Source organism: Lysobacter yananisis, from assembly GCF_031199375.1.
In the GTDB taxonomy this organism is placed as follows: domain Bacteria; phylum Pseudomonadota; class Gammaproteobacteria; order Xanthomonadales; family Xanthomonadaceae; genus Lysobacter; species Lysobacter yananisis.
In genome coordinates this window covers 4,359,956-4,383,552 of sequence record NZ_CP133568.1, presented here as the reverse complement: position 1 = coordinate 4,383,552, position 23,597 = coordinate 4,359,956, and the positions used below count along the sequence as shown (strand labels likewise).

The 23,597-nt window shown below is 69.1% G+C and carries 20 protein-coding genes and 1 pseudogene; 5 read left to right on the top strand and 16 right to left on the bottom strand.

The features are described 5' to 3' along the window. The first annotated feature begins 90 nt into the window (after positions 1-90). From scpB to RDV84_RS18455, 3 genes and pseudogenes are all read left to right on the top strand, one after another. Positions 91-1,135: pseudogene (gene scpB / locus RDV84_RS18465) on the top strand (SMC-Scp complex subunit ScpB). After that, the gene (locus RDV84_RS18460) at positions 1,128-2,765 is read left to right on the top strand and encodes a pseudouridine synthase (RefSeq protein WP_309151155.1); all 1,638 of its coding nucleotides are present in this window, start codon (positions 1,128-1,130) and stop codon (positions 2,763-2,765) included. The pseudogene scpB and the gene RDV84_RS18460 overlap by 8 nt, the downstream one beginning before the upstream one ends. 247 nt (positions 2,766-3,012) lie before the next feature. Further along, positions 3,013-4,200, top strand: a complete 1,188-nt coding sequence (locus tag RDV84_RS18455; RefSeq protein WP_309151154.1) for a serine hydrolase domain-containing protein — start codon at positions 3,013-3,015, stop codon at positions 4,198-4,200. Positions 4,201-4,660: 460 nt separating this feature from the next. Here RDV84_RS18455 and RDV84_RS18450 read toward each other — a convergent pair whose 3' ends face one another. Beyond that, entirely contained in the window at positions 4,661-5,128 is a 468-nt protein-coding gene (locus RDV84_RS18450; RefSeq protein WP_309151153.1) for a nuclear transport factor 2 family protein, read from the bottom strand. 111 nt (positions 5,129-5,239) lie between these two features. Between RDV84_RS18450 and RDV84_RS18445 the strand changes: the two genes are divergently transcribed. Together RDV84_RS18445 and RDV84_RS18440 are read left to right on the top strand one after the other, a co-directional pair. Then, positions 5,240-5,833, top strand: a complete 594-nt coding sequence (locus tag RDV84_RS18445; RefSeq protein WP_309151152.1) for a TetR/AcrR family transcriptional regulator — start codon at positions 5,240-5,242, stop codon at positions 5,831-5,833. 241 nt (positions 5,834-6,074) lie between these two features. Then, positions 6,075-7,229: an NAD(P)/FAD-dependent oxidoreductase gene (locus RDV84_RS18440; RefSeq protein WP_057947819.1), complete on the top strand. Its 1,155-nt coding sequence runs from the start codon at positions 6,075-6,077 to the stop codon at positions 7,227-7,229. A 234-nt stretch (positions 7,230-7,463) separates the two neighbouring features. On the opposite strand, the gene RDV84_RS18435 is transcribed toward RDV84_RS18440, so the two are convergent. From RDV84_RS18435 to RDV84_RS18365, 15 genes are all read right to left on the bottom strand, one after another. Beyond that, positions 7,464-8,261 carry an amidohydrolase gene (locus RDV84_RS18435; protein ID WP_309151151.1) on the bottom strand — a complete coding sequence of 266 codons (798 nt, stop codon included), beginning with the start codon at positions 8,259-8,261 and terminating at the stop codon, positions 7,464-7,466. Positions 8,262-8,433: 172 nt separating this feature from the next. Then, positions 8,434-9,669, bottom strand: a complete 1,236-nt coding sequence (locus RDV84_RS18430) for a cytochrome P450 (RefSeq protein WP_057947821.1) — start codon at positions 9,667-9,669, stop codon at positions 8,434-8,436. A 500-nt stretch (positions 9,670-10,169) separates the two neighbouring features. Beyond that, the gene (locus tag RDV84_RS18425) at positions 10,170-11,846 is read right to left on the bottom strand and encodes a type IV secretory system conjugative DNA transfer family protein (protein ID WP_425606234.1); all 1,677 of its coding nucleotides are present in this window, start codon (positions 11,844-11,846) and stop codon (positions 10,170-10,172) included. Between the two features lie 37 nt (positions 11,847-11,883). Continuing rightward, entirely contained in the window at positions 11,884-12,174 is a 291-nt protein-coding gene (locus tag RDV84_RS18420) for a hypothetical protein (RefSeq protein ID WP_057947822.1), read from the bottom strand. Positions 12,175-12,208: 34 nt separating this feature from the next. Further along, positions 12,209-12,745: an XVIPCD domain-containing protein gene (locus RDV84_RS18415; protein ID WP_057947823.1), complete on the bottom strand. Its 537-nt coding sequence runs from the start codon at positions 12,743-12,745 to the stop codon at positions 12,209-12,211. A 427-nt stretch (positions 12,746-13,172) separates the two neighbouring features. After that, positions 13,173-14,303 carry an XVIPCD domain-containing protein gene (locus RDV84_RS18410; protein ID WP_057947824.1) on the bottom strand — a complete coding sequence of 377 codons (1,131 nt, stop codon included), beginning with the start codon at positions 14,301-14,303 and terminating at the stop codon, positions 13,173-13,175. Positions 14,304-14,398: 95 nt separating this feature from the next. After that, on the bottom strand, positions 14,399-14,896 hold the full coding sequence (locus RDV84_RS18405; protein WP_309151150.1) for a hypothetical protein: 498 nt from the start codon (positions 14,894-14,896) through the stop codon (positions 14,399-14,401). 614 nt (positions 14,897-15,510) lie between these two features. Next, a complete protein-coding gene (locus RDV84_RS18400; RefSeq protein WP_309151149.1) occupies positions 15,511-16,683 on the bottom strand; it encodes a glucosaminidase domain-containing protein in 1,173 nt (390 codons plus the stop codon). A 78-nt stretch (positions 16,684-16,761) separates the two neighbouring features. Beyond that, positions 16,762-17,268 carry a hypothetical protein gene (locus tag RDV84_RS18395; RefSeq protein ID WP_250449974.1) on the bottom strand — a complete coding sequence of 169 codons (507 nt, stop codon included), beginning with the start codon at positions 17,266-17,268 and terminating at the stop codon, positions 16,762-16,764. A gap of 382 nt (positions 17,269-17,650) precedes the next feature. After that, complete coding sequence (locus RDV84_RS18390) at positions 17,651-18,964, bottom strand: XVIPCD domain-containing protein (RefSeq protein WP_057947828.1); 1,314 nt, start codon at positions 18,962-18,964, stop codon at positions 17,651-17,653. A 39-nt stretch (positions 18,965-19,003) separates the two neighbouring features. After that, positions 19,004-19,663, bottom strand: a complete 660-nt coding sequence (locus RDV84_RS18385) for a hypothetical protein (RefSeq protein WP_175429212.1) — start codon at positions 19,661-19,663, stop codon at positions 19,004-19,006. Between the two features lie 148 nt (positions 19,664-19,811). Next, the gene (locus tag RDV84_RS18380; protein ID WP_309151148.1) at positions 19,812-21,011 is read right to left on the bottom strand and encodes an XVIPCD domain-containing protein; all 1,200 of its coding nucleotides are present in this window, start codon (positions 21,009-21,011) and stop codon (positions 19,812-19,814) included. Between the two features lie 195 nt (positions 21,012-21,206). After that, on the bottom strand, positions 21,207-21,953 hold the full coding sequence (locus RDV84_RS18375; protein WP_309151147.1) for a hypothetical protein: 747 nt from the start codon (positions 21,951-21,953) through the stop codon (positions 21,207-21,209). Between the two features lie 257 nt (positions 21,954-22,210). Beyond that, on the bottom strand, positions 22,211-22,738 hold the full coding sequence (locus RDV84_RS18370) for a DUF4189 domain-containing protein (protein WP_309151146.1): 528 nt from the start codon (positions 22,736-22,738) through the stop codon (positions 22,211-22,213). A gap of 337 nt (positions 22,739-23,075) precedes the next feature. Next, the gene (locus tag RDV84_RS18365) at positions 23,076-23,585 is read right to left on the bottom strand and encodes a DUF4189 domain-containing protein (protein ID WP_309151145.1); all 510 of its coding nucleotides are present in this window, start codon (positions 23,583-23,585) and stop codon (positions 23,076-23,078) included. Positions 23,586-23,597 lie beyond the last annotated feature (12 nt).

Here is a 23,597-nt window from a genome sequence, read left to right as displayed (position 1 = left end):
GGCGCGCCTGCCCCGACCGCTGCACCCGCCCCGCCCGGCCGCCCGCGGCCTCGCCCCATCCCCGTTCCCGAATCGCGAATCCAGGCTGTAATGGACCAACCGCTGATCACCCGCATCGTCGAAGCCGCCCTGCTCGCGGCCAACCAGCCGTTGTCGCTGGCGCAGTTGCACGCGCTGTTCCCGGAGGACCAGCCGCCGCCGCCGGACAGCGTGGAGAGCGCGCTGCAGGCGCTGCGCGAGGGCTGCGCCGAGCGCGGCGTGGAGCTGGTCGAGGTCGCCTCCGGCTTCCGTTTCCAGGTCAAGGCCGACGTCCACGCCTGGGTCGCGCGGCTGTGGACCGAGCGCCAGACCCGCTACACCCGCGCCACCCTGGAAACCCTGGCCCTGATCGCCTACCGCCAGCCGATCACCCGCGGCGAGATCGAGCAGGTCCGCGGCGTGGCGGTCAGCAGCAACATCATCAAGGCGCTGGAAGAGCGCGAGTGGATCCGCGTGGTCGGCCACCGCGACGTGCCCGGCAAGCCGGCCCTGTTCGGCACCACCAAGGCTTTCCTCGACTACTTCGGCCTCAAGCGCCTGGACGACCTGCCGCCGCTGTCCGAACTCAAGGAAATCGGCGAACTGGAGCCGCAGCTGCCGCTGGACGGCGCGCCGATCCCGGCCGGCGTGAACGCCGACGGCGACAGCGCCGCGGCGACCGGCGACGGCGCCGACGCGGCGGCCAACGACGAAGCCGGCGCGAGCGCCGACGCCGACGACAAGGCCGAAGCCGACGCGGCCGCCGGCGACGAAGCCGACACGAACGCCGGCTCCGAATCTCAGTCCGAATCCGAACCCGGCGGCGAGGCCCAAGCGCCCGCCGCCGATTCCCAGGCCCGCGACGGCGAACCCACCGCCGAGGCCGAACCCGAATCCCAGTCCGCCGACGCGCCCGCCGCGGCGACGGACGAAGACACCGAACACACCGTCCTGTCGGACGACCCCGAAGCCGCGCCGGGCGAGCGCGCGGCGGACGCGAACGAACACGAACAAAGCGAACCCGCCGTCGAGACGACGACCGACGCTCTTAACGAGCACGTTCCGCAACTTGAGGCCGAGTCCGAAGACGACCGGCCGGAGCAAGACAAATGACTGAAGAAACCCGTCGCAAGCTTTCCCTGAAGCGCGCCAGCGACGCCGCGGCCGAAGCGCCGCGCCTGGAAGAACGCCTGCACAAAGTGCTCGCGCAAGCGGGCCTGGGCTCGCGCCGCGCCCTGGAGCAGCGCATCGCCGATGGCCTGGTCAAGGTCAACGGGGATGTCGCCCAGGTCGGCGTCAGCATCAAGGGCGGCGACAAGATCGAACTGGACGGCCGCAGCTTCGTCGCCAGCGCCCTGACCGAGCCCTCGCGCGTGCTGATGTACAACAAGCCCGAAGGCGAAGTCACCACCCGCGAAGACCCCGAAGGCCGCCCGACCATCTTCGATTCGCTGCCCGCGCTCAAGGGCGCGCGCTGGATCGCGATCGGCCGCCTCGACATCAACACCACCGGCCTGCTGCTGCTGACCACCGACGGCGAGCTGGCCAATGCGCTGATGCACCCCTCCTTCGAGGTCGAGCGCGAGTACGTCTGCCGCGTGCGCGCTCCCGAGGGCGAGGAGACCGTGCCGGACAACCTGGTCGACCGCCTCGCCCGCGGCGTGTCGCTGGAAGACGGCCCGGCCAAGTTCGACGAGATCGAACGCATCGGCGGCACCGATTCGCACGACTGGTTCCGGGTCGTGGTCAAGGAAGGCCGCAACCGCGAAGTGCGCCGCCTGTGGGAATCGCAGGGCTGCCAGGTCAGCCGGCTCAAGCGCATCCGCTACGGCGGCGTGGCGCTGCCGCGCGAACTGCTGCGCGGGCATTCGCAGGAACTGGCCGGCGACAAGGTCGAGGCGCTGCGCAAGGAGCTGGGCCTGGAAGACGGCCAGCCCTCGGCGCTGACCCTGCAGCCGGTGATCGGCCAGCGCAAGGCGACCAAGTCGACCGTGCACCTGTCCGGCGGCGAGCGCGCCCACGGCTACGTCGGCGGCCACAACACCGCCGACGAAGGCCGCGAGCTGCGCCGCTTCGACCATGTGCGCGAAGACCGCGGCGGCCGCGGCCGCGGCGGCCCGCGCAAGCACGGCGGCCTCACGGTCAGCGGCGAAGCCGCGGCCAAGCAGTCCAACAAGCCGTTCAAGACCCGCAAGGACAAGGGCGTCAAGCCGCTGCCCGAAGGCAATCCGGCGGCGTTCCGCACCTGGTACGTGCCCGAGGGCGTCGAGACCGGCCCCAGCGGCCACCGCAACCCCGACGGCCGCGGCAAGAAGGGCGGCGGCGGCGGCAAGCCCGCGGGCGCCGGTGCGCGCGCCGGCGGCCGCGGCCGTTCGCAGGGCGGCGCCGGCTTCGGCGGCGCGGGCGGCGGCGGCAACCCCTACGGCGGTGGCGCTGCCGGCAACGGCGGCCGCAGCCAGGGTCAGGGCCAGCGCGCGGCGCGACCCTACGGCCACCCGGGCAACGCCCCGAGCTTCCCCTCCGACCACGCCAACCCGGGCGGCTTCAACCCCTACGGCGGCGAGCGCCCCGCGCGCGGCAACGCCCGTCCTGGCGGCGGCAAGCCGCCGGGCGCCGGGCGCGCCGGCGCGCGTCCGGGCGGTGGCAACGCCCGCCCGGGCGGCAATGCCCGTCCCGGCGGCGCGCCGCGTCCGGGCGGCCCGCGCGGCGGTGGCCGTCCCGGCGGCGGCCGCGGTCCGCGCGGCTAAGCGCGCGCAGGCAGCGCCAAGGTGACCGACGAAGGGCGCGCGAGCGCCCTTCGTCGTTTCCGTAGCCAACAGATGCCAGGCAACGCCGGCAAACAAGCCGACAACATCGGCAAACAACGGCGAATCCCTGCGCCGATGCCCGGCCGCGCACAATCCGTTGCGCGACACCGCAGTGTTTCGCCACGGTCACTTGTGCAATGCACAATTCCTGCCATTTTCGTAGCGTCCCTGCGCAGGAGTGCCCGTCATGAACCTTCCCGCCTCCGCCGTGCCCGCCGCGGCCCTGTCCTTGCGCGACCGCGTCGACGACGCGCTCGACCGCGCCCTGGCCGAACGCCGCCTGGTCGGCGCGGTGGTGCTGGTCGCGCGCGACGGCGAACCGGTGTACCGCCGCGCCGCCGGCCAGGCCGACCGCGAGTCCGACCGGCTGATGCGCGAGGACACGATCTTCCTGCTGGCCTCGGTGACCAAGCCCTTCGTCGCCGCGGTCGCGCTCAAGCTGGCCGAACAGGGCCGGATCGACCTGGACGCGCCGGTGACGCGCTGGCTGCCGCAGTTCCGGCCGCAACTCGCCGACGGCAGCGCGCCGGAGATCTCGTTGCGCCAGTTGCTCGCCCACCGCTCCGGCCTGAGCTACCGCTTCGGCGAAGCCGCCGGCAGCGACTACGACACCCACGCGGTGTCCGACGGCTTCGACCAGCCCGGCCTGGACATCGAGGAAAACCTGCGCCGCCTCGGCGCGACCCGGCTGCGCTTCGCGCCCGATACCGGCTTCAAGTACTCGCTCGGCCTGGACGTGCTCGGCGAAGCGCTGGCGCGCGCCACCGGCACGCCGCTGCCGCAACTGGTGCAGGAACTGATCGCCGCGCCGCTGGCGATGGCCGACACTGGCTTCCAGGTCGCCGACTACAAGCGCCTGGCCGCGCATTACAGCGACGGTGTCGCCGCCGACGGCTCGCGCCGCCCGCTGCGCATGCACGACGGCAGCGAACTTGCGTTCTTCGACGGCGTCCTGCGCTACGCCCCGGGCCGGATCGAGAAAACCGCCTCGTACCCCTCCGGCGGCGCCGGCATGGCCGGCAGCGCCGGCGACGTGCTCAAGCTGCTGGAAGCGCTGCGCCGCGGCGGCGGCGAACTGCTGGCGCCCGAGTCGGCGGCCTCGATGCTGCAGCCGCACACCCCGGCCCCGATCGAAGGCCTGGACCCGGGCTGGGGCTACGGCTACGGCGCCGCGGTGCTGGTCGATCCCGTCGCCGCGGCCACCCCGCAATCGCGCGGCACCTTCGCCTGGGGCGGCGTGTACGGGCATTCCTGGTTCATCGACCCGCAACGCGGTTTGAGCGTGGTCGCGCTGACCAACACCGCGCTGGAGGGGATGAGCGGACAGTTCACCCTCGACCTGCGCGATGCGGTGTACGCCGGGCTGGACGCCTGAGGCTCAGCCGCGCCGTCGTCGCCGCGACCGGCGCCTGCCGACGAGTTCGACGCTGCGAGGCCTCGCCCCGCGCTCGCGGTTAGCCCCGCCCTCGCGGGGACATGGGCGTTTGCGACCAGATCGTCCGCATCCAACGGCCGCTCCCTGTAGGAGCGGCGCAAGCCGCGACCGCGCCAACGCACCTACGACGACTGCCGCCCGCAGCCGACGCGGCGACGCGCGCTTGCTCAAGGTCGCGACGCGATCTGCTACCCCGCGGTCGCGGCTCGCGCCGCTCCTACAGGGCAAGTCCGACGCTGGCGATCTACCTGTAGGAGCGGCGCAAGCCGCGACCGCGGAAATGCAGCTACGACGACAGCCGCCCGCAGCCGACGTAGCGACGGGCGCTTGCCCAGAGTCGCGGTGCGACCTGCCACCCCGCGGTCGCGGCTCGCGCCGATCCTACGCGGGCCCGGTCGGACTACAGGCCCAGTTCGCTCAAACCCGGATGATCGTCCGGGCGCCGACCTTGCGGCCAGTGGAACTTGCGCTCGCTGGCGGCGATGGGCCGGTCGTTGATGCTGGCGATGCGTCGCGCCATGCGGCCGTCGTCGGCGAATTCCCAGTTCTCGTTGCCGTAGCTGCGGTACCACTGCCCCGAATCGTCGCGCCATTCGTAGGCGAAGCGCACCGCGATGCGGTGGCTGTCGTGCGCCCACAGTTCCTTGATCAGGCGGTACTCCAGCTCGCGGCTCCACTTGCGTTGCAGGAACGCGGTCGCCGCCTCGCGGCCCTCGACGAATTCGGCGCGATTACGCCAATGGGTGTCGACGGTATACGCCTGGGCGACGCGCTCGGGATCGCGCGAGTTCCAGGCGTCCTCGGCCAGTCGCACCTTGTGCGCGGCGGTGTCGCGGGTGAACGGGGGCAGCGGCGGGCGCGGTTCCATGGGACGGCTCCTAAGCGAGGTAGACAAACTTGTCTACGTCCACGCTACGCCTTGTAGACCAACCTGTCTACATAGATGGCGCGCGTAGACGAACCGGTCTACCATCGGCCCATGCCTGCTCGCGCCGCCACCCACAACACCCACCGCAGCGCCGTAGCGCCGCAAAGCGCGCGCGAGCGCATCCTGCAGACCGCGCACGACCTGTTCTATCTCGAAGGCATCCGCGCCACCGGCATCGACCGGGTCATCGCCGAGTCGGGCGTGACCAAGGTGACGCTGTACCGGCACTACCCGAGCAAGAACGAGTTGATCCTCGCGTTCCTGGACTATCGCCACGAACGCTGGATGGCATGGTTCGACGCCGCCCTGCGCCGCTTCGGCGACGACGCGGCGGCCTTGCCGCCGGCGCTGGCCGAATGGTTCGCGCATCCACAGTTCCGCGGCTGCGCCTTCATCAACGCCGTGGCCGAACTCGGGCCGACGCTGCCGCAGGCGATCGAGCGCGCACAAGCGCACAAGCGCGCGATGCAGGCGCGCATCGCCGCGCTGCTGCCGGCGGGGGCCGCGCGCGAGACCCGCGCGCGCGCGCTCGCAGTGGCGGTCGACGGCGCGATCGTGCGCGCGGCCTGCGATGGCGATGCGGCCGATGCGCTGGACGCGCTGCGTTGCATGGTCGCGGCCACGATGGCGAAAAAGCCGCGCTGAGCGGCGCGCGCTGCGCCCCTGCGCGCGCCTATCGGGATCGCCAGCGCGGAAAGCCACGCGCGACAGTGCGCACACCCTCGCCGCAAGCGTCGCCACGACCCGCCGAAAAACGCCCTCTCGCGCATTCATCCGACCGCGTAAGCGCTTTGCGCGTGACCCTCGTTGCCACTTCACACACGCTCCATACGCGCTTCGTCTTCGGCCGACACACTGCGGCGCACCCCCTACCGAGGTCCGCGCCATGCTCACCGATACCGCCCGTTTCGATTGCGACCTGGTCGTGGTCGGCGCCAGCTTCGCCGGCGCCGCCTGCGCGTTGGCGGCCGCGCGCGCCGGCCTGCGCGTGGTGGTGCTGGAGCGCAAGCGCGATCCGGGCGACAAGCTGCGCACCACCGGCATCGTGGTCAAGGAAGCGGCCGAGCAGACCTGGCTCAGCCGCGCGCCGGACAGTTGCGTGCACCGGGTCGAGCGCGTGCGCCTGTATTCGCCGAACCTGCGCAGCATGGCGCTGAGCGCGCCCGGCTATTACTTCCTGACCACCGACACGCCGCGGCTGATGCGTTGGCTGGCGCAGGAACTGCAGCGCCACGGCGTCGACCTGCGCCTGGGCGCCTCGTTCACCCAGGCCGAGCGCGACGGCGAAGGCTGGCGCATCGAGGGCGTCGGCCGCGCGCGCTTCCTGGTCGGCGCCGACGGCGCCAAATCGCGCGTGGCCGAGCGCACCGGACTGGGCCGCACGCACGAGTTCCTGTACGGGATCGAGTACGAGTTCCCCGGCGCGTCGCTGCCCGAATCCGGCGCCCTGCACTGCTTCGTCAGCAAGCGCTACGCGCCGGGCTACATCGGTTGGGTCGCGCAGAACCCGACCGGCGTGCAGGCCGGCCTGGCGCTGCGCCACGACCCCGAACGCGCGCGCGTGCCCGACATCGACGGCTTCCTGGCGCGGGTGCGCGACGCGGTCGGCCTCGCGCCGGACCTGCAGCCGGCCGCCACCCGCGCCGGACTGATCCCCTGCGGCGGCCCGGTGTTCCCGCTGGCGCGCGACGGCGCGATGCTGACCGGCGACGCCGCCGGCATCGTCTCGCCGGTCACCGCCGGCGGCATCCATTCGGCCTGGGCGCACGGCGAGACCCTCGGCCAGGCCATCGCGCTGCACGCGCGCGGCGTCGGCCCGGCACCGGAATCCATCGCCGAAGACGCGGCCCCGCGCTTCCGCCGCAAGCGCGCGCTGCGCTGGGCCTTCGACCGGTTCCAGTTCGACTGGCCGTTCGACCTGCTGCTGAACTCCACGCCGCTGCGCTGGGCGGCCGAGCAGGTGTATTTCCACAAGCGCGGGCTCAGCGAAGAAGAGATCCAGGCGGACGCGGCGCGCTCGCGCGCGTCGGAGCACTATTGAAGCTTCGAACGCGCTTGCGGCGCGGATCGGGGGGCGCGAAACCTCAAGACCGTCATTCCGGCGAAAGCCGGAACCCATTTTGATCTTGCTTCAAAGCTGCCCGCAAAACAGAGCGCGGCAATAAATCAAAATGGGTTCCGGCTTTCGCCGGAATGACGGTGTGGAGACTTCGCGCGCAGGCGGTTGCGCATGCGCACAGGCCGCAACAGCCGGTGCGGCACCGCCCGCGACGGCTCAGGCCAGTTCGAACCGATCGCCGTCCAGCATCGCCGGGAACCGCGCGCGATGCGTGGCCAGTTCCGCCGCCTGCAACGTCGTGGTGACCACCACTTCCTCGTCGGTGCATTCGCTGACAGGATGGCCGAGGAAATCGATCACGGCGCTGTCGCCGGCGTAGTGCAGGCCGTTGCCGTCGGTGCCGACCCGGTTGAGGCCGGCGACGTAGCACAGGTTCTCGATCGCGCGCGCGCGCAGCAGGGTCTTCCACGGATAGGCGCGCGCCGACGGCCAGTTGGCGACGTACAGCAGCAGGTCGTAGTCGGGCGCGCCGGGGCGCTCGACGTCGTAGCGGTTGCGCGAGAACACCGGGAAGCGCAGGTCGTAGCAGACCAGCGGACAAATCCGCCAGCCCTTCCATTCCACGCTCAACCGCTCGCGGCCGGCGGCGTAGCGCTCGTGCTCCTTGGCATAGCGGAACAGGTGGCGCTTGTCGTAGGTCCGCAGCGCGCCGTCGGGCGTGGCGAACAGCAGGCGGTTGAACACGCCTTCGTCGGTGCGCAGTTGCACGCTGCCGCAGACCGCGGCGTTCAGGCGCGCGGCCTGCTCGCGGATCCAGGCCACGGTCGGCCCGTCCATGGTCTCGGCGTTGCCGATGGCCTCGTTGCTGAAGCCGCTGGTGAAGGTTTCCGGCAGCAGCACCAGGTCGGTGATGCCCTGGGCCTGGCCGATCAACTCGCCGTAGTACTCGCGGTTGGCGGCGGGATCGTGCCAGCGCGTGGCGCCTTGGATCAGGGTGATGCGCAGATCGTTCATGGGAGTCGGCCGGGCGTGCGTGCTGCCGGCATTATGACCCGCCGCCGCGTCGTTGGCGCGCGACCCGCGCCGCGAATGCCGTGCGCCGATGCCCTATTCCCAGAACCCGCAGTCATAAGCGAATGCCCGGCGCCAGGCGTCCGCCGCCGGGGAGGCCATGATCCGGCGCGCGTCAGGCCGCAGCCGCGCCGCGAGGCGTCACGATGCCGGTGAAATCGACCGGAATCGCGAAGCCTTCCAGCTGCATCCACGGCTTGGGCTGCTCCTGCACCTGGATGTCGAAATCGCGGGTCAACAGCGCGCAGAACAGCACCAGCTGCGCATGGCCGACGGAGCTGCCGATGCAGGCGCGCGAGGAGAATCCGAACGGCACGAACGCACCCTTGTTGGACTGCCGGCGCGAGGCCAGCCAGCGGTCCGGGTCGAACACGTCCGGCGCGTCCCAGTAATGCGGGCAATGGTGCTGGTAGTACGAGGAAATCTCGTACGCCCCGTCCTTCTTGACCCGGATGCCGTCCACTTCGATGTCGTGGAACGCCGGGCGGCGCAACGCGAACAGGCCCGGCCAGACGCGGATGGTTTCCTTGATGAACCGCGCCGTGCACGGCAGCTCCCTCATCGGCAACGCGCACAGCGCGTCCAGGCTCAGCGCGGCGGTCTCCGCGCGGATCCGCTCGCGCCATTCGGGAAAACGGTACATCGCGTACGCCAGGCTGGCCGCGGTGATCCCGGGCAGGCCCGACATGCCCGCCAGCACCACCGACACCAGGTAGGCGACCCGGTCCGTGCCGATGCGCTCGGCCAGCGGCAGCAGCGACTGCAGGAAATCCTCGCGGCGATCGCCGTCGCGCAGCCGCTGCCGGATCTGCCGGCTCACCGCGCGCGCCGCCCTGCGCGAACGGCCGAAGTCGACGATCCGCTGCCAGGGCGAGAAGTTCTGCAGGACGATGCCGTTGTAGCGGGCCTTCTGCTCGCCGATCAGCGCGTCCGTGTCGGCCTCGTCCAGGCCGTCGATCAGCATCGGCAGCAGCGATTGCGAGATGGTCCACCAGCTCAGCTCGCTGAGGTTGCGCACCGAGCCGGCGCGCTGCGCCAGGAACGCCTGCATGCGCGAGTAGAGGCCGCGCAGGTGCTCGGGTTGCGAGAGCCGCCCGGACTGTTCGATCAGCACCGTGCGCACCACGCTCCAGGCCAGCGGGTCCCTGGATTTGCGCAGCCCCAGGAAATCGATCAGCGAATCCGGCACGGTGAGCCGGTCGGTATTGGCCTTGTCGACCTTGACCGCCAGGACCGGGTCGAAGATGCCGACCACGTCGCCCTGGAAGTCGAGCACCGGCCCTTCCTGGCGGACGCGCTCGAGCAGATGGTCGATGGAAATCACTTCCGCGTTCGTCGTGCGTTCCGTCATCGAGCCTCCAAAGACCAGGGATGGTCTGCGACCATCCCTGGCGCTGCTACGAACTACGCGGAGCGTTGTCGCTTAGAACAGGATCCAGTAGATGTACTTGGAACGGATGCTCTGGGTCGAATTGTTGGCGCGCATGTTCAGCGACACCTGCACGGCACGGATCAGATTGCTCACGTTACGACTCCTTTTCGTTTCGTGGTTGTTCCGATGGAGCCAAGCCTGAAGGCCCGGCGATTCCGTTCTAGCACGCGGCCTTCGCGGCGATTGCTAATAAATTGTTAGCCGAACGAAACGCCAAACTCAGTCAAGTCGGCAGCGGCACTGCCCCGTTTCGCCGCGCGCGACGGCCGCCGGGTCGGAGCGGCGCCAACGGCGCCCCGCCCTCGCCCGCCGCGCCCCGCCCGTCCGCCGCCTGCGCGAGAGCCGGGGGCCGCGGAAACGAAAACGCCGCCGGAATCCGGCGGCGTCCTGGTGCGGTGCGTCCGCGGGCTCCGGCCCGATCAGCCGACCTTGATGTCCAGCATCGGCACGTTGACCTTCGGCAGCAGGCGCTGGGTGAACAGCTTGTCCTGGTAGTACTTGATCTTGTCGCACTTCACCGGGTGCGGGATGCCTTCGTACAGGAACACCTCGGCGTCGAAGCCCATCGCCTTGAGTTCCTGCGGCAGCATCAGCGCGCGGCGTTCCTCGGACTCGCTGCGCGAGACTTCCTTGCCGCGGGTGACGTTGGTCTTGCGCACCGTGGTGTAGCCGAGCATCTCGGAGTAGTCGTTGGCGTCCTGCTGCTCGCGCGGGGCGTAGATGATCTGCAGCGCGTGGTTGGTGATGATGGTGCGCGAGACGTCCTTGCCGTAGGTCGCGTCGAGCTGCGACATGCTCTGGATGATCGGCAGCAGGCGGATGTTGTAGCCGGCCATGTACGACACCGCCGAGGCGATGATGTCGACCTTGCCGATGGAGGTGAACTCGTCCATCAGCAACAGGCACTGGTGCTTCAGTTCCTTGTTGTTCTGCGGCAGCTCGCGGGTGTTGAGGTTGATGATCTGGCTGAAGAACAGGTTCACGATCAGCCGGCTCTCGGCCAGCTTGTTCGGCTGGATGCCGACGTAGATCGTCATCTTCTTCTTGCGCACGTCGGTCAGCAGGAAATCGTCGGCCGAGGTGGCCGCGTCCAGCACCGGGTTGATCCAGGGGTTCAGCGGTTCCTTGAACGTGCCCAGGATCGAGGCGAAGGTCTCGTCGGCCTGCGACAGCATGTTGGCGAACGCCGACTTGGCGTTGGCGCTGAGGAACGGACGCTCCGACAAGCCCTTGAGGAACGGCTTGAGCTCGCTCTTGCCGTCGCCGGACGACAGCCGGTAGACCGCGCCGATGGTCGGCTGGGTCGCGAACGGGAAGCCGACCTTCTGCGCGTCGTCGTAGGCTTCGAACAGGTACAGGGTGAAGGCCATGAACGCGTTGCGCGCCTGGCTGATCCAGAACTTCTGGTCGTCCGAGCCGTCCGGGTAGAGCATCGCGGCGATGCTCATCAGATCCGAGACCCGGAACGCCGGGTCGCTGGACACGTAGGTCAGCGGGTTCCAGCGATGGGTGCGGCGGTCTTCGGCGAACGGGTTGAACAGGAAGATCTCCTGGCCCTGCTGCGCGCGCCAGCCGCTGGTCAGGTCGAAGTTCTCCTGCTTGATGTCCAGCACCACCATCGAACCCTGGTAGTTGAGCAGGTTCGGGATGACGATGCCGACGCCCTTGCCCGAGCGGGTCGGCGCGGCGAGGATCACGAACTGCTGGCCGCTGAGCTGGACCAGCTTGCCGTTGTACTTGCCGACCACGACCGAGGTCGGGGTCGACTTGAACATGTCCTTCTTGTCCAGGTCGCCGGCGGTCGCAAAGCGCGCGTCGCCGTGCATGGACTGCTTCTTGGGCATGAACAGCAGATACAGCAGGCCCAGGTACAGCAGCACGGGGAAGCCGAAGCCGAGCAGGCCGCCGGCCTTGATCTTGCCGGCGTAGGGCTTGACCTGCGGCAGGTCGAGCGCCTTGAGGTACTGCAGATAGGTGTCCCAGGCCAGCGGCGCCTGCAGCTTGAGCAGCATCAGCGTCAGATAGCCCGACAGGTACAGTCCCGCGACCGCAGTCGCCAGCAGCGCCACGATGGCGCCAATCGCCTTCCCTTTCACGTTTTACTTCCTGCTTGATCCCCGAACCCGCTGTCGGTCAGCGTCGCTTCCGGCCTGTCCGGAGCCCGGAACGCTCCGCCGGGCGCGATTGCGCCATCATATCCGGCGAAAGGCTGCCGTTGGACAACAATTCCTTGAGGATCTCGTCATCCATCCACTTCTGGGCGTCGCCCAGGGTCAGTTCCTGGCGCAGCTTGACCCCGGCCGAGGACATCACCGCATAGGCGTAGACATCCTGCTGGTCGAACTCGGACTCGCGGGTCAGGGCGACGATCTGGAACTTGCCCTTGGTCTGGACGGTGTGGCGGTATTCGCTGGTGTTGCTCATCGGTCCTCCTGGGCCTGCGCGCCGGACGGCGCGCTCAGTCGCGCTCGCGCGTCAATGCGCGCGCGGCCGCGGACTGCTGCGGTTGCTGCTCGTCGTTGCGTTCGGGGTTCTGGCGCTGGCGCTCGTTGTCGCGCTCGCGCTCGGCCTGGCGCTGTTGGTCGCGCACGTCCTGTTCGCGCGCCAGCTGCGCGAATTGCTCGCTGCTGCGCTGCAGCGATTGCTGCGCGGCCTGTTCGGTGTCGACGAAGCTGATCCGCCGGGTCGGCGAATCGGCTTCGCCCTCGATCGCGAACGCGCGCTTGCCGTCCTGGCTGAAGGCGACGCCGTCCACGCGCTGGCGCTCGCGGGTGGCCTCCAGCAGCAGCGCGCCGGCCAGGTTGTCGCGTTCGCCGGGGCTGAACTGGCGTGCCGCATCCTGGCGGTCCAGGCACACGCGCACCTGCGAGAACAGATCGTGCTGGGGGTGGCTGGGGCTGCTGAGCAGATTGCGCTGCTGCGCCCGGCGCACCTCGTCGAGGGTCTGCGAGGAGGCATCGGTGCCGGCCCGCAATTGTTGGTCCTGCGAATTCATCGTCGTCTCCTTGCCGGAGCGGCTCCGGTCGCGATTCACGGCCGCCGCGGGCCCATCGAAGGCCCGCCTGCAGCCTACCCCTTTGCCGTGGCCATGGTCGAACCGGGGCGTCCGGCCATGCGCTTGCGACCCGCGACCCGCGAGCCCGGGCAAGCGGCAGCGGCAGGCTCGATCTCCCTAGCGATCGAGCCTGCCGTGCCTGCCCCGCCCTCGCGGACGAAGCCGGGACGTCCTTGTCGCGAACCCCGCAGAGACTTCGATGCCGTCCCTGGCCTGCGGGATCCTCTCGACCGATACCGGCGCTCCACCTCCACCGAAGACGCGGTGCCGGTACCGATCGAACTGCTGCGCCGCCGCGGCGTCCGTGCCGGGCGATGCCTGCTTGCTGTCGCGGCCGCGGCGCATCCGCCGCCGCGGCCCAACCGCATCAGCCCAGCGTCATGCGCGGCGGCTGGTGCTGCTGGGTCTGCTGTTTCTCCTGCGCCTGCTGGTCGAGCTTCGGCGCCGGCGCGTCCTGGGCCAGGCGCTGGCTGGTCTGCTCCACGCTCTGGTTCATGGCCTGCTGCTTGTCGGCGTACACGCGGTGATGGGCCGGATCGTTCAAGCCGCCCTGCACCGCGAACACGCCGTTGCCGTTGACGTTCTGCACGACATGGTTGATCTCCTTGAAGCCGCTCATGCGCGCCTCGTAGGTCAGCGTCGCGGCGGCGCGTTCGCGGTCCTGCGGGGTGCGGAAGCCGGCGTCCGGGCCGAGCCGCTCCAGGCCTTCCAGCGCCTGCCGGTACATGCGGTTGTCGGGGTGGTTCGGATTGGAGATCAGCGAGGTCTCGTCGCGGCGCGGGCCGGCCTCGCGCAGCGCGTCCAGGGTGCGCGGGCCGGCGACGCCGTCCTCGCGCAGGCCGTTCTCGCGCTGGAACCGCGCCACCGCCTGGCGGCTGCGTTCGCCGAAATCGCCGTCCGCCGCGAGCGGCCGGCCCTGATCGTCGCGATAACCCAGACGGTTGAGGGTTTCCTGCATCGCGCGCACTTCGGCGCCGCGCTCGCCCTGACGCAGCACGCCGTCGGCGCCCGCCGCGGCCGGCTGCGCGGCGCTGTGCCCGCCGGTGTTCTGCCCGCCGACGTGCTGGCGGCGGTTCCAGAAGTCTTCCGGATTGAGGTTGTTGCCCTGCGCGTCCTTCATTTGGTAGTGGACGTGCTGCGCATATTGCGCCTCGCCGTTCGGCCCGCGCCCGCCCATGGTGCCGATCGCGGTGCCCGGCTCGACCCGCTGGCCGACCACCACCGACTGGCTCTGGGTGTGCAGCAACTGGTGGCGGTTGCCCTCGCCATCGACGATGGTGACGGTGCCGTAGCGGCCGCCGACGAACTCGACCGTGCCCGCCACCGGCGAGTGGATGGTCGGATGGGTCAGGTTGACCCCGGCCTGGCCGCCGACGTAATTGAAGTCCGAGCCGCCGTGCGGCCCGTTGCCGCGGTGCTCACCGTAATGGCCGGTGATGTGCGGCGAACGTCCCTGCTGCGGCGGCAGGATGGTGTTCATGACGTCTTGGTAGGACATGTCGGCTCCTGGAATCCTGGAGTGGGTGACCGGTCGCGCCGGACTTGCGGATCGAAGCGGCGCTGATCGAAACGGGGTTCGTCAGCGCGGCCCGGTCACAGCGAGTCGTCGCGCATGCGGTACAAGGTCCAGCACTCGCCCTTGCGGAAGAAGAACGAGAGTTGGTAATCGGTATCGGGCTTGGCCAGCATCACTTGCTTGTCGCCGTTGAGCTCGGTCTGGCTCAGCACCAGTCCGTCGGCCTGCTGCTTTTCGCGGCTCGGCATCAGCGGGAAGCTCAGCGCATCGCCGTCGAGCATCGCCACCACCGGCTTGGGCTCGGGATCGGCGTTGGCGTCGACGCTCTCGCTGCGCAGCGGGCGCTGGGTGAAAGCACGCTGCACCTGCGCGCTGTCGGCGAACGCGGCCAGGAACGCTTCGAAGTCCTGCGACGGGCACGCCATCGCCGCCGCTGCCGGCGCGGGCGCCGCCACCGACGGTTTTTCCTGCGCGGCCGCCGCCGGCGGACTGTTGGAGGCCATGTCGCAGCCGGCCAAGGCCAGCAGCGCGGCCAGCGCCAGAATCCGGGAGCACCGCGTCGTCGTGAATGTCATGCCTTGCTTCCTCGTTGGAACACTTCGATCACTGTCGCAGCCGGAGCCGTCGACGTTCTGCGCACCGCGGCACGTCGTCCGCATCGGCCGCCTGCCGCCCCATCGCCGGGCCGTACGCGGCCCCGGCGTCCGCAACGCGCCAGGGTCCGGCGCTCACTGCCTGGGCGGCGATCCCTCGCCCGGCCGTCCCTGGCCTGCCCTCCCTTGCGCGCCGTCCGTTGCCGCTGCTGCCCTGCTCGCCGTCCGTGGCGGTGTTGCTTCTGGCGTCCTTGCATCGTGCGTGGTGCATCGTCCCTGTTGCGTCGTCCTTGATGCCTCGCGTCCCTGCTGCGTCCTTGCCGCTTCGTCCCTGATGTCTCGCGTCCGTGTCGCGTCGTCCTTGATGTCTCGCGTCCCTGCCGCGTCCGTGTCGCGTCGTCCTTGATGCCTCTTCCGCGCCTCGACGTCCCTGGCTTGCGATCCATCGCCGCGTCGTCCCTGACGGCGCATCCAGCGCCGCGGCTTCGTCCTTGTCCCGGCCTGCACCGAATCCTTTCGGCGCAGGCTTCGCTACCCGACCGAGTCCCCGCGCCGATGCGCATCCGCGCACGGCAGCGCGAATCGGCCGGCACGACTCAGGCGGTCATCGTCTTCGGAGCGCGCTCCTGCGCCTGCTCCGGCGCGAGCTTCGGCTGCTCCGGCACGTCCTGCTTCAGCTGCTGGCTGGAACGCTCCAGCGGCGTGTTCACCGCCTGCTCCTTGTCGGCGTGGACGCGGCGCGCGGACGGATCGTTCAATTCGCCCTGCACCGCGAACAAGCCGGTGCCGTTGGCGTTGGCGACGACGGCGTTGATGCTGGTCAGGCCGCTCACGCGCGCCTCGTAGGTCAGCGTGCCGGCGGCGCGCTCGAGCTCGGCGCGATCCTTGAACGCGCCCGGGCCGAGCTTCTCCAGCCCTTCCACCGCCTGCTTGTACAGGCCGTTGTCGCGGTTGGCCGGATCCGACAGCAGCGCGCCCTTCTCCGGCGGCGCCTTCTTCAGCGCCTCCAGGGTCTTGGGACCGGCGATGCCGTCGTCGTCCAGGCCATAGGCGCGCTGCGCCTGCTGCAGGGCGTGCTTGGTCGCGGCGCCGAAATCGCCGTCGGGCTTGAGCGGCTGGCCCTTGGCGTCGCGGAAGCCCAGTTCGTTCAAGCGCTCCTGCATCGCCTTGACCGCCGGGCCTTCCTCGCCGTGGCGCAGACGGCCGTCGGCCATCGCATCGGCCGGCTTGGCCGGCGTCGCGGGCTTGTGCTCGCCGGGCTTGTGTTCGGGCAGTTCCGGCGCGCCGCGGCTTTCGGCCAGGGCGATGCCGCGACGCATGGTCGGGCCGTTGAACACCTTGGCCAGTTGCTCGGCGTAGTGCGGGTCGGTGGCGTAACCGGCCTTCTGCAGCGCCTTGGCTTCCTTTTCCAGGTTGCCCAGGGTGCCTTCCTCGAACAGGCCGGCCTTGGTGTAGCGGCTGTTCTCCTTGAGGAACTTCACCCGGTCGGTCAGGGCTTCGTCGATCGAGCCGTAGACGCGGAAATCCTGGTCTTTCCAGACCTTCTTGCCGCCCTCGATCTCCCACACGTTGAAGGTCTTGCTCGGGCCGTCCCAGCCCTTGCTGTCCTTGATGTTGAAGATGTTGTTGGTGCCCGGCAGGACCTTCTCGCCCCAGCCGGTTTCCAGCGCGGCCTGCGCCAGGATCAGTTCGGCCGACATGCCGGTCTGCTTGGACACGCGCACCGCGGCCGGGTACAGGTCGGCGATGAATTCTTCCTTATTGCCCATGGTCCAACTCCTTGTCTGGTTTTCAGGCGCGCCGCGAAGGCCGGCGCCGATGAAAGGGAAACGTCGGCGGGAATCCGCTCAGGGGCCCAGGTCGGGCTTGAGCGTGGTGGAGAAATCGCGGCGCTGGTCGGGCGCGTCGAGCTGGAAGTACTGGCCGGACACCACGACGTTGCCGTTGTCCCAGCGCAGATGCTTGGCGCCCTCTTCCGCCAGCGCCGAATACGCGCCCTGCGCGCCGGGCACGGCCACGTCGCCGCCGGCCTGCACCGCGCCGTCGGCGAGGTTGAGCTTGACCACGCGCAACAGCGTCTGCGAAAGCGACTGCTCGGGCTGGGTGTCGGACTGCAGCAGCACGTACAACGCGTCGCCCTGGCGCAGGCAATGGGTGGCGCGGCTCTGGTAGGTGTCGGCGGGCAGGTCCAGCGTGCGGGTCCAGATCGGCTTGCCCGAGGCCTGGGCCAGGTAGGCCACCGGACGCTGGTTCATGCCGTCCTCGTCGCTGGCCGCGCCGGCCACGCACTGCTTGTTGTCGCCGATCGACTCGGACGCGTAGGAAGAAAAACCCTGCGGGATTTCGTTGTTCATGGCAGCGGCCTGGGCGGGGACGGAAGAAGCGGACGACGGAGAATCCGGGCGGGCGGACGCCGGGCTGGAGCCGGCCGCGCCGTCGGCGGGCGCCACGGGGGACGATGGCGCGCTCGCCTGCCGATCGCAGCCGACCAGCGCCAGCGACAACAAGGCGGCAAGGATCGAGAGGCGGTGGCGGTGCGAATTCATCGGCCGGTTCCAGGTGATGTCGAAGGTCATGGGTAGAAGAGCGGATTCGCCGGCCGACGCCGGCGCATCCGCCGAACACGAAAGAAACGAAACGACAAGGGACTGCGGGTTGGTGCGCCCGCCGGACCAGCCGGCGGACGCACCATCCCCAACGCTTGCGCGCGCGCCGCGACGGCGCGCGCGCCCGGCCTCACGCCACCCGGCGCGCGGCCTGCTCCTGCTCGCGCGCCTGCTCCGGCGCGGCTTGCTGCTGCGGCTTGTCCTGCGCCAGCTGCTGCGTGGTCTGCTCGACCGAACGCGACACCGCCTCCTGCGCGCCGACATGCACGCGCTGGTGGCTGGGGTCGTTGAGGCCGCCCTGCACCGCGAACAAGCCGCTGCCGTCGCCGTTGCGCACGACGTGGTCGATCTTGTTCATGCCCGCCACCGACGCGTCGTAGGTCAGCGCCGCGGCGGCGCGCTGCATCTCTTCCGGATTGCGGAAGCCGCCGTTCGGGCCGAGCTTGGCCAGGCCTTCCAGGGCCTGGTTGTACATCGGGTTGTCGCGGTTGGCCGGATCGGCCATCGACGGCGCGCGGGTCTGCTCGCCGCGGGTCTGCTCGGGCTGCTGGCCCTGCTGGCGCTCGACCGCCTCGCGCAACTTGCCCAGCGTGGTCGGGCCGGCGATGCCGTCGTCCTTGATGCCCTGGTCGCGCTGGAACTGGCGCAGCGCCTCGTCGGTGCGGCCGCCGAAGTGGCCGTCGGGATTGAGCTCGTTGCCGCGCGCGTCGCGATAGCCCAGCTGCTTGAGCTGCTCCTGCATGCGCTCGACCGCATCGCCGCGCTCGTTGAGCTTGAGCACGCCGTCGGCCATCGGGTCGCGGTTGGCGCGGCCCTGCGCGGGCAGGTTCACTTCGCCGCGCGCCAGGCCCTGCATCACTTCCGGGGTCAGCATGCCCTGCCACTGGGTCACCGCCGCGCGGCGCTCCGGCAGGTGGTTGTAGCCGCCGTTGATGTCGTGGGTCGCCGCGCGCACGTCGTCCTGGTGCCCGCGCGCGACCACCCGGCCCTGCCAGTAATGCACGGCGATGTTGGCGGCGTTTTCGCGATTGGACGCGAGGTCGGGATTGGCGGTCACGTCCAGGCCGGTTTCGCGCTGCACGCGCTCGTAGTTGTCGCGCCCGGTCAGCTGCACGTAGCCGCGGCCGTGGAAACGCCAGCCGTCGCCCTGCTCGGTGTTGCCCAGGTTCTCGCGGCCCCAGTTGCCGCCGTAGATCGCATTGGCGATGCCCTGCTGGCCGCCGCGCGCGACGGCGTCGGCTTCGGCGCGGGTGTCCATGCCGTTGCGGCCCGGGAACACTTCCAGCAAGCGTTCGCCGCTGTAGTTGAGGTTCTCGTGCATGCTGCGGAAATTGCCGGATTCGACCTGCATCTGGCCCATGAACGCGGCCAGTTCGCGCGGCTCGCGGATGCCGGACTCGTAGGCGCGCAGCAGCAGGTAATCGCGATTGTTCAACTCGGACATGATGTATTCCTCCCTGATCTGGTGAATGTCTTGGGCCGGTCAGCGCTTGGCCGGCAAACCGTGCTGGTCGATGCGCTCGTCGCGATCCCAGCTGCGGGTGAACTTGAACAGCGCGTCGTCTTCGTTGCGCACGACGCTGCCGGGCTCGCAGCCCAGCGCGGATTCGGCCTTGTCGGCGTCGCCGGCGACGGTCAACACGCCCTGCTCTTCCAGGCCGCGTTCGCCGGACACCGAATAGAAGATCCGCTTGCGGCCGCCGTCCTCGAACGAATACGCATAGCCGCCGGTGTTGCCGGCGAAGCCGAGCTGGGTACGCTTGAAGCGTCCCGCCGGCGCGGACTTGTCGGCCGGGAACACGTAGTCGGGCTTGCCGGCTTCGCCCTGGGCGAAATAGACGGTGCCGGACTGGTCGCTGACGCCCTTGGACGCGCACAGCGACAGCAGTTGCGCGCCGCCGGCGACCTTGCACGAAATCACCACGTCGTCGCCCGCGGCGCACAGCGAACGCGCGTCGCCGACCGGCGCGGCGGCGGCCGGCGCGGTCGTCGCAGTCGCAGCGTCCGCGCTCGCCGGCGCGGCGGCGGAGGACGTGGCGGCGGGCTCGGCGGCCGGCTTGGCGGCCGCTTCGGGCGCCGATTGGCCCGAGCACGCGGCCAGCGCCACGGTCATGGCAAGGCCCAACACATTCGCTGTCTTCATGGCATTTCCTGACTGTTTCATCGTGGGGAACGTAGTCGTCCAGGCGTGCGGCGCGATGGCCGCGAGCGTCCGCGCGCAGGCGCCCGCCGCCAGCGCTGCGCGCAGCGGCGGGCGAACGCGGACGTTCGCGCGCCACCGCGGCGGCGGCTCAGACGCTCTGGGTTCGGGCCTTGGGATCCTGGCTGGGCGCGTCGGTTTGCGGCGCGTCCAGCTTGACCTGGTGGGTCGACTGCTCCAGCGGCTGGTTCGCCGCTTGCTGCTTGTCGACGTGGACGCGCTGGTGGCCCGGATCGTTCAGGCCGCCCTGCACCGCGAACAGGCCGGAGCCGTCGGCGGTGGCGACGACGTGATCGATGCGCTTGAAGCCGCCGATCTTGGCTTCATAGGTCAGCGTACCGGCGGCGCGTTCGAGATCCTCGCGGTTCTTGAACGCGTTCGGGCCGAGCTTTTCCAGCCCCTCGACCGCGCTCTTGTACAGGGCGTTGTCGGGATTGGCCGGATTGGACAGCAGCGGCGATTGCGCCGCCTGCTTGAGCGCGTCGAGAGTCTTGGGGCCGGCGACGCCGTCCTCCTTGAGCCCGTGCGCGCGCTGGAACGTGCGCAGCGATTCGCCGGTGCGATCGCCGTAGTCGCCGTCGGCGCGCAGCGCATTGCCCTGCGCGTCGCGATAGCCGAGCTTGTTGAGCGTGTCCTGCATCGCGCGCACTTCCGCGCCGCGCTCGCCGTGCTTGAGCAGGCCGTCGTCCATCGCCGGCGCGTTCGCCGCGGCGCGCGCCGGATGCGCCGGCTGCGAATCGTCGCCGCGCGACAGCGTCTTCGGATCGCGCGCCATGTAGGCGTTCAAACCGTCGCGATCGCGGGTGATGTCGTGCAGGTAGTCGTAATTGCTGGTGCCGTTGGCGTCGCGGATCGCGCGACCACCGGTGACCGCGGCCTTGGCGCCGCCGTAGCCGGCGATGTGGCGCGCCTTGAGGAAGCCGGCCACCAGCTCGGGCTTGGAATCCTCGTCCAGCACGCCGTCCTTGACGGCCTGGCGGTACGCCTTGTCGCTGTTGATCTTGAAGGCCTTGTCCTGCAGCTCGGCCGAGCCCTTGTACTGGTCCAGGCTCATGCCCTGGTTCCAGTTGGACTTGTCGTCGAGGAAGCGGGTCATGCCGCCGGCGCTCGCCCACTTCCATTCCGCGCCGCGCACGGTGGCAGGGTCGAAGCCGTCGCGTTTCATCGCGGCGTCGAGTTTCTCTTTATCGACATAGCCTGCGTCGGCGAGCCAACCGGCTCCCGCTTGATAGCGACCGACGTAACCTTGCTTGTTGGTGATGGCCAGATCACCGCCGTTGCTCTCGGTCATGACCGTAGAAGCAACCAATCGCCGGGTCATCGCGTCGTCCAAGTTCGCGATAGTACCCTGGTGGTACTCGTGGGCAGTGGCCGCTGCCTTCTCACGTCTATCAGCCATGACGCTGTTCCTATATGGATAGACTGGATCGTTAAGTTGTGTGTGGTCCTTTCCGGGACCGGGTGCCGCAAGCCTCCGTCAGAGGCTTCAGAACTCCTTGCAACGCATCGACGCGATCTTCTGCGCCGGCTTGGTGAGGGTGAACTGATAAGTCGTGGTGCCGGGGCCTTGATTGCCGCCGTCGTCCACATAGCCCTCAGCATACACGATTTTCGCGTCTGTCAAGCGCACTTCGAAAAATTGATTGGCCTGGGTGTTCTCGGCCGTGGTGCCGAAGTCGAGCGCGCATTGCCCGGTGATCGGCTTCACCATCGCGCCGGCGCCGAACTGGCGCTGCAGCACCTGCTGGTAGTCCTCGCTGGCTTCGAACTTGACCAGCACCAGCGAATGCACCCGCTGCGCGTCGCCGTTCAACGTCGCCCCGACCTCGCCCTCGTTGGCCTGGCGAGTTCCCGCCTCGGCGCCGACCTTGCCGTCGGGCACCTCGATCGTGCCGCTGTACCCGCTCAGCAGCAAAGTGCCGGCGCGGTAGCGCACGTTGTCGGGAGCATCGGAATCGGGATTGTCCTGCGGCGCCGGATCGCGCCACTGCACGCCGGGAACGCGCTCGAACGCCGACCACGCAGCCCCGCCCTCGGCGAGCAACACATCCAGCAGACCTTGCAGCGGACTCATTTCCTGCTTTCCTTGCTCAGCTTGCGCCGTCGCGGCGGCCGCCGGAGCCGCCGGCGCGGCGGCCGGCGACGTCTGGGCGGACGACGGGGCCGAAGCAGGCTTACAGCCTACCATCAGGGCCACGGCGACCATCAATGCGCAATGGGGCGAATACTTCATGCGGACCTCGCCGACGAGCGGCGCGTGAGGTGGGGGTGTTGTATCACACTTGCGTGCAACGGCTGGGATGGGGCCGCGCTGCGACCGTACGCCTCCACAAGCGCCAACGCGCTCGCTTCTGCCGCCTACCTGCCCTCATTTGACCAGCGCGAAATCGGCCGATATCGATAAGCCGCCGCTTGTGGCGCGATCGCGCGGTGATCACTGGCCGCCGATCGCAATCCTGCACGCCTGAGGCTCCTGTCCGCATACCGCCTTTACAAGGTATTGGAAAAAGGAACCGGCTCGCTGCAACCGGAATAGAACACTTCGCACTCGCCGGACGCGGAATTCGGCGCGCAGGCCTGCTTGGCCGACGCCACGGCCGCGCCCAAGGTCGCCTGGCTGCGCGTCTCCATCGTAAAGCCCTGCCCGCTTTTGCTCGGTCCCCATACCACCGCGGCGCAACCGTTCGAGTACCACAGCACTTCCTTGCAGTCCGTACCGCCCTTGGACTGGCAATGCTGCAACGCCTCCTTGCGCGCGCGACGTCGGTTCTTCTGCCCCTCGCCGATGCCGACCAGCCCCTTCTCCGCGTCGAAGAACACCGCGCCGTAGCTGTTGTTCCACCCGGAATACTCGAGGCTTCCGCCAAAACTGCCGATGGGGATGCACTGCGTCGCACCCGGCGTGCCGGTCGGCGCCGGATTGGGAGTGAAGCCGTCCGGACAGCCCTGCTCGGCCTTGGCGTGAGTGGATAGACCCGCCAGCAACACGCCGACAAGCGCCACATATCGAAACTGCATGATCGATACCTCGTTCCTTGATGAGAATTGCAGAAGGCTGAGCCTCGTCCATACTCGCCCTGAGTCTTGCCTCCTGCCTATCAGCGACAGCGCGCCGCAAAGCCTGAGCCGAAGCGAAACTACGGATCGCGGCTAGCGAGGCTGCCCCCTCATGTCAGCGAGAGGAGGAATTGCGGCAGCATACGTCGCCCAAGCCAATAATCGCCAATCCGCGGGGCGAATAGCCCTGCTCGCAGCACATCGGGAAGATTAAAAATCCACCATTTCTACGCAAGTGCCCAAAACGAAATCGGCGCCCGAAGGCGCCGATTTCATAGCTCGCTTCCTTGCCGAATGCTCACTGCACCTGCTCAGCGTAACTGCATTCAGTTAAGAAAATTTCGCAACTTCCGGCACGCTTTCCACATTCCTGCAAGGCCGAACTCTTGGCCACCCCGGCGTTCACGCCGCTAACCGCAGAAACCGCAGTCGAACCTGCCACCTCTTTGCCCCATGCGATCGCCGCACATTGGTTGGTGAAGGCCAACAAAACCTTGCACTGAGCTCCGCCACGAGACTGACAATCACGTAGCGCTTCCTTCTCAGCCTTGCGCTTGCTGGACATCGCGGTTGCGACACCAATCTTGCCGGTTTGCGCATCGCTGGTGAAAGCGCCCCAGCGACGCTCCCAGTTCACGTAGGTGCCGCCAGAACCACTGCCACCCTGCCCGCCCGCAGGAATGCACTGAACATTTGGCGTGCCCGCAGCATTGGGGATGAAACCCGAAGGACATCCACCTTCCGCTGCTGCAAAGCGAGGCAAGGCCAGAGCCGACACCAGAACCATGAAGCCTACGAAATTTTTCATTCTTGTCGACCT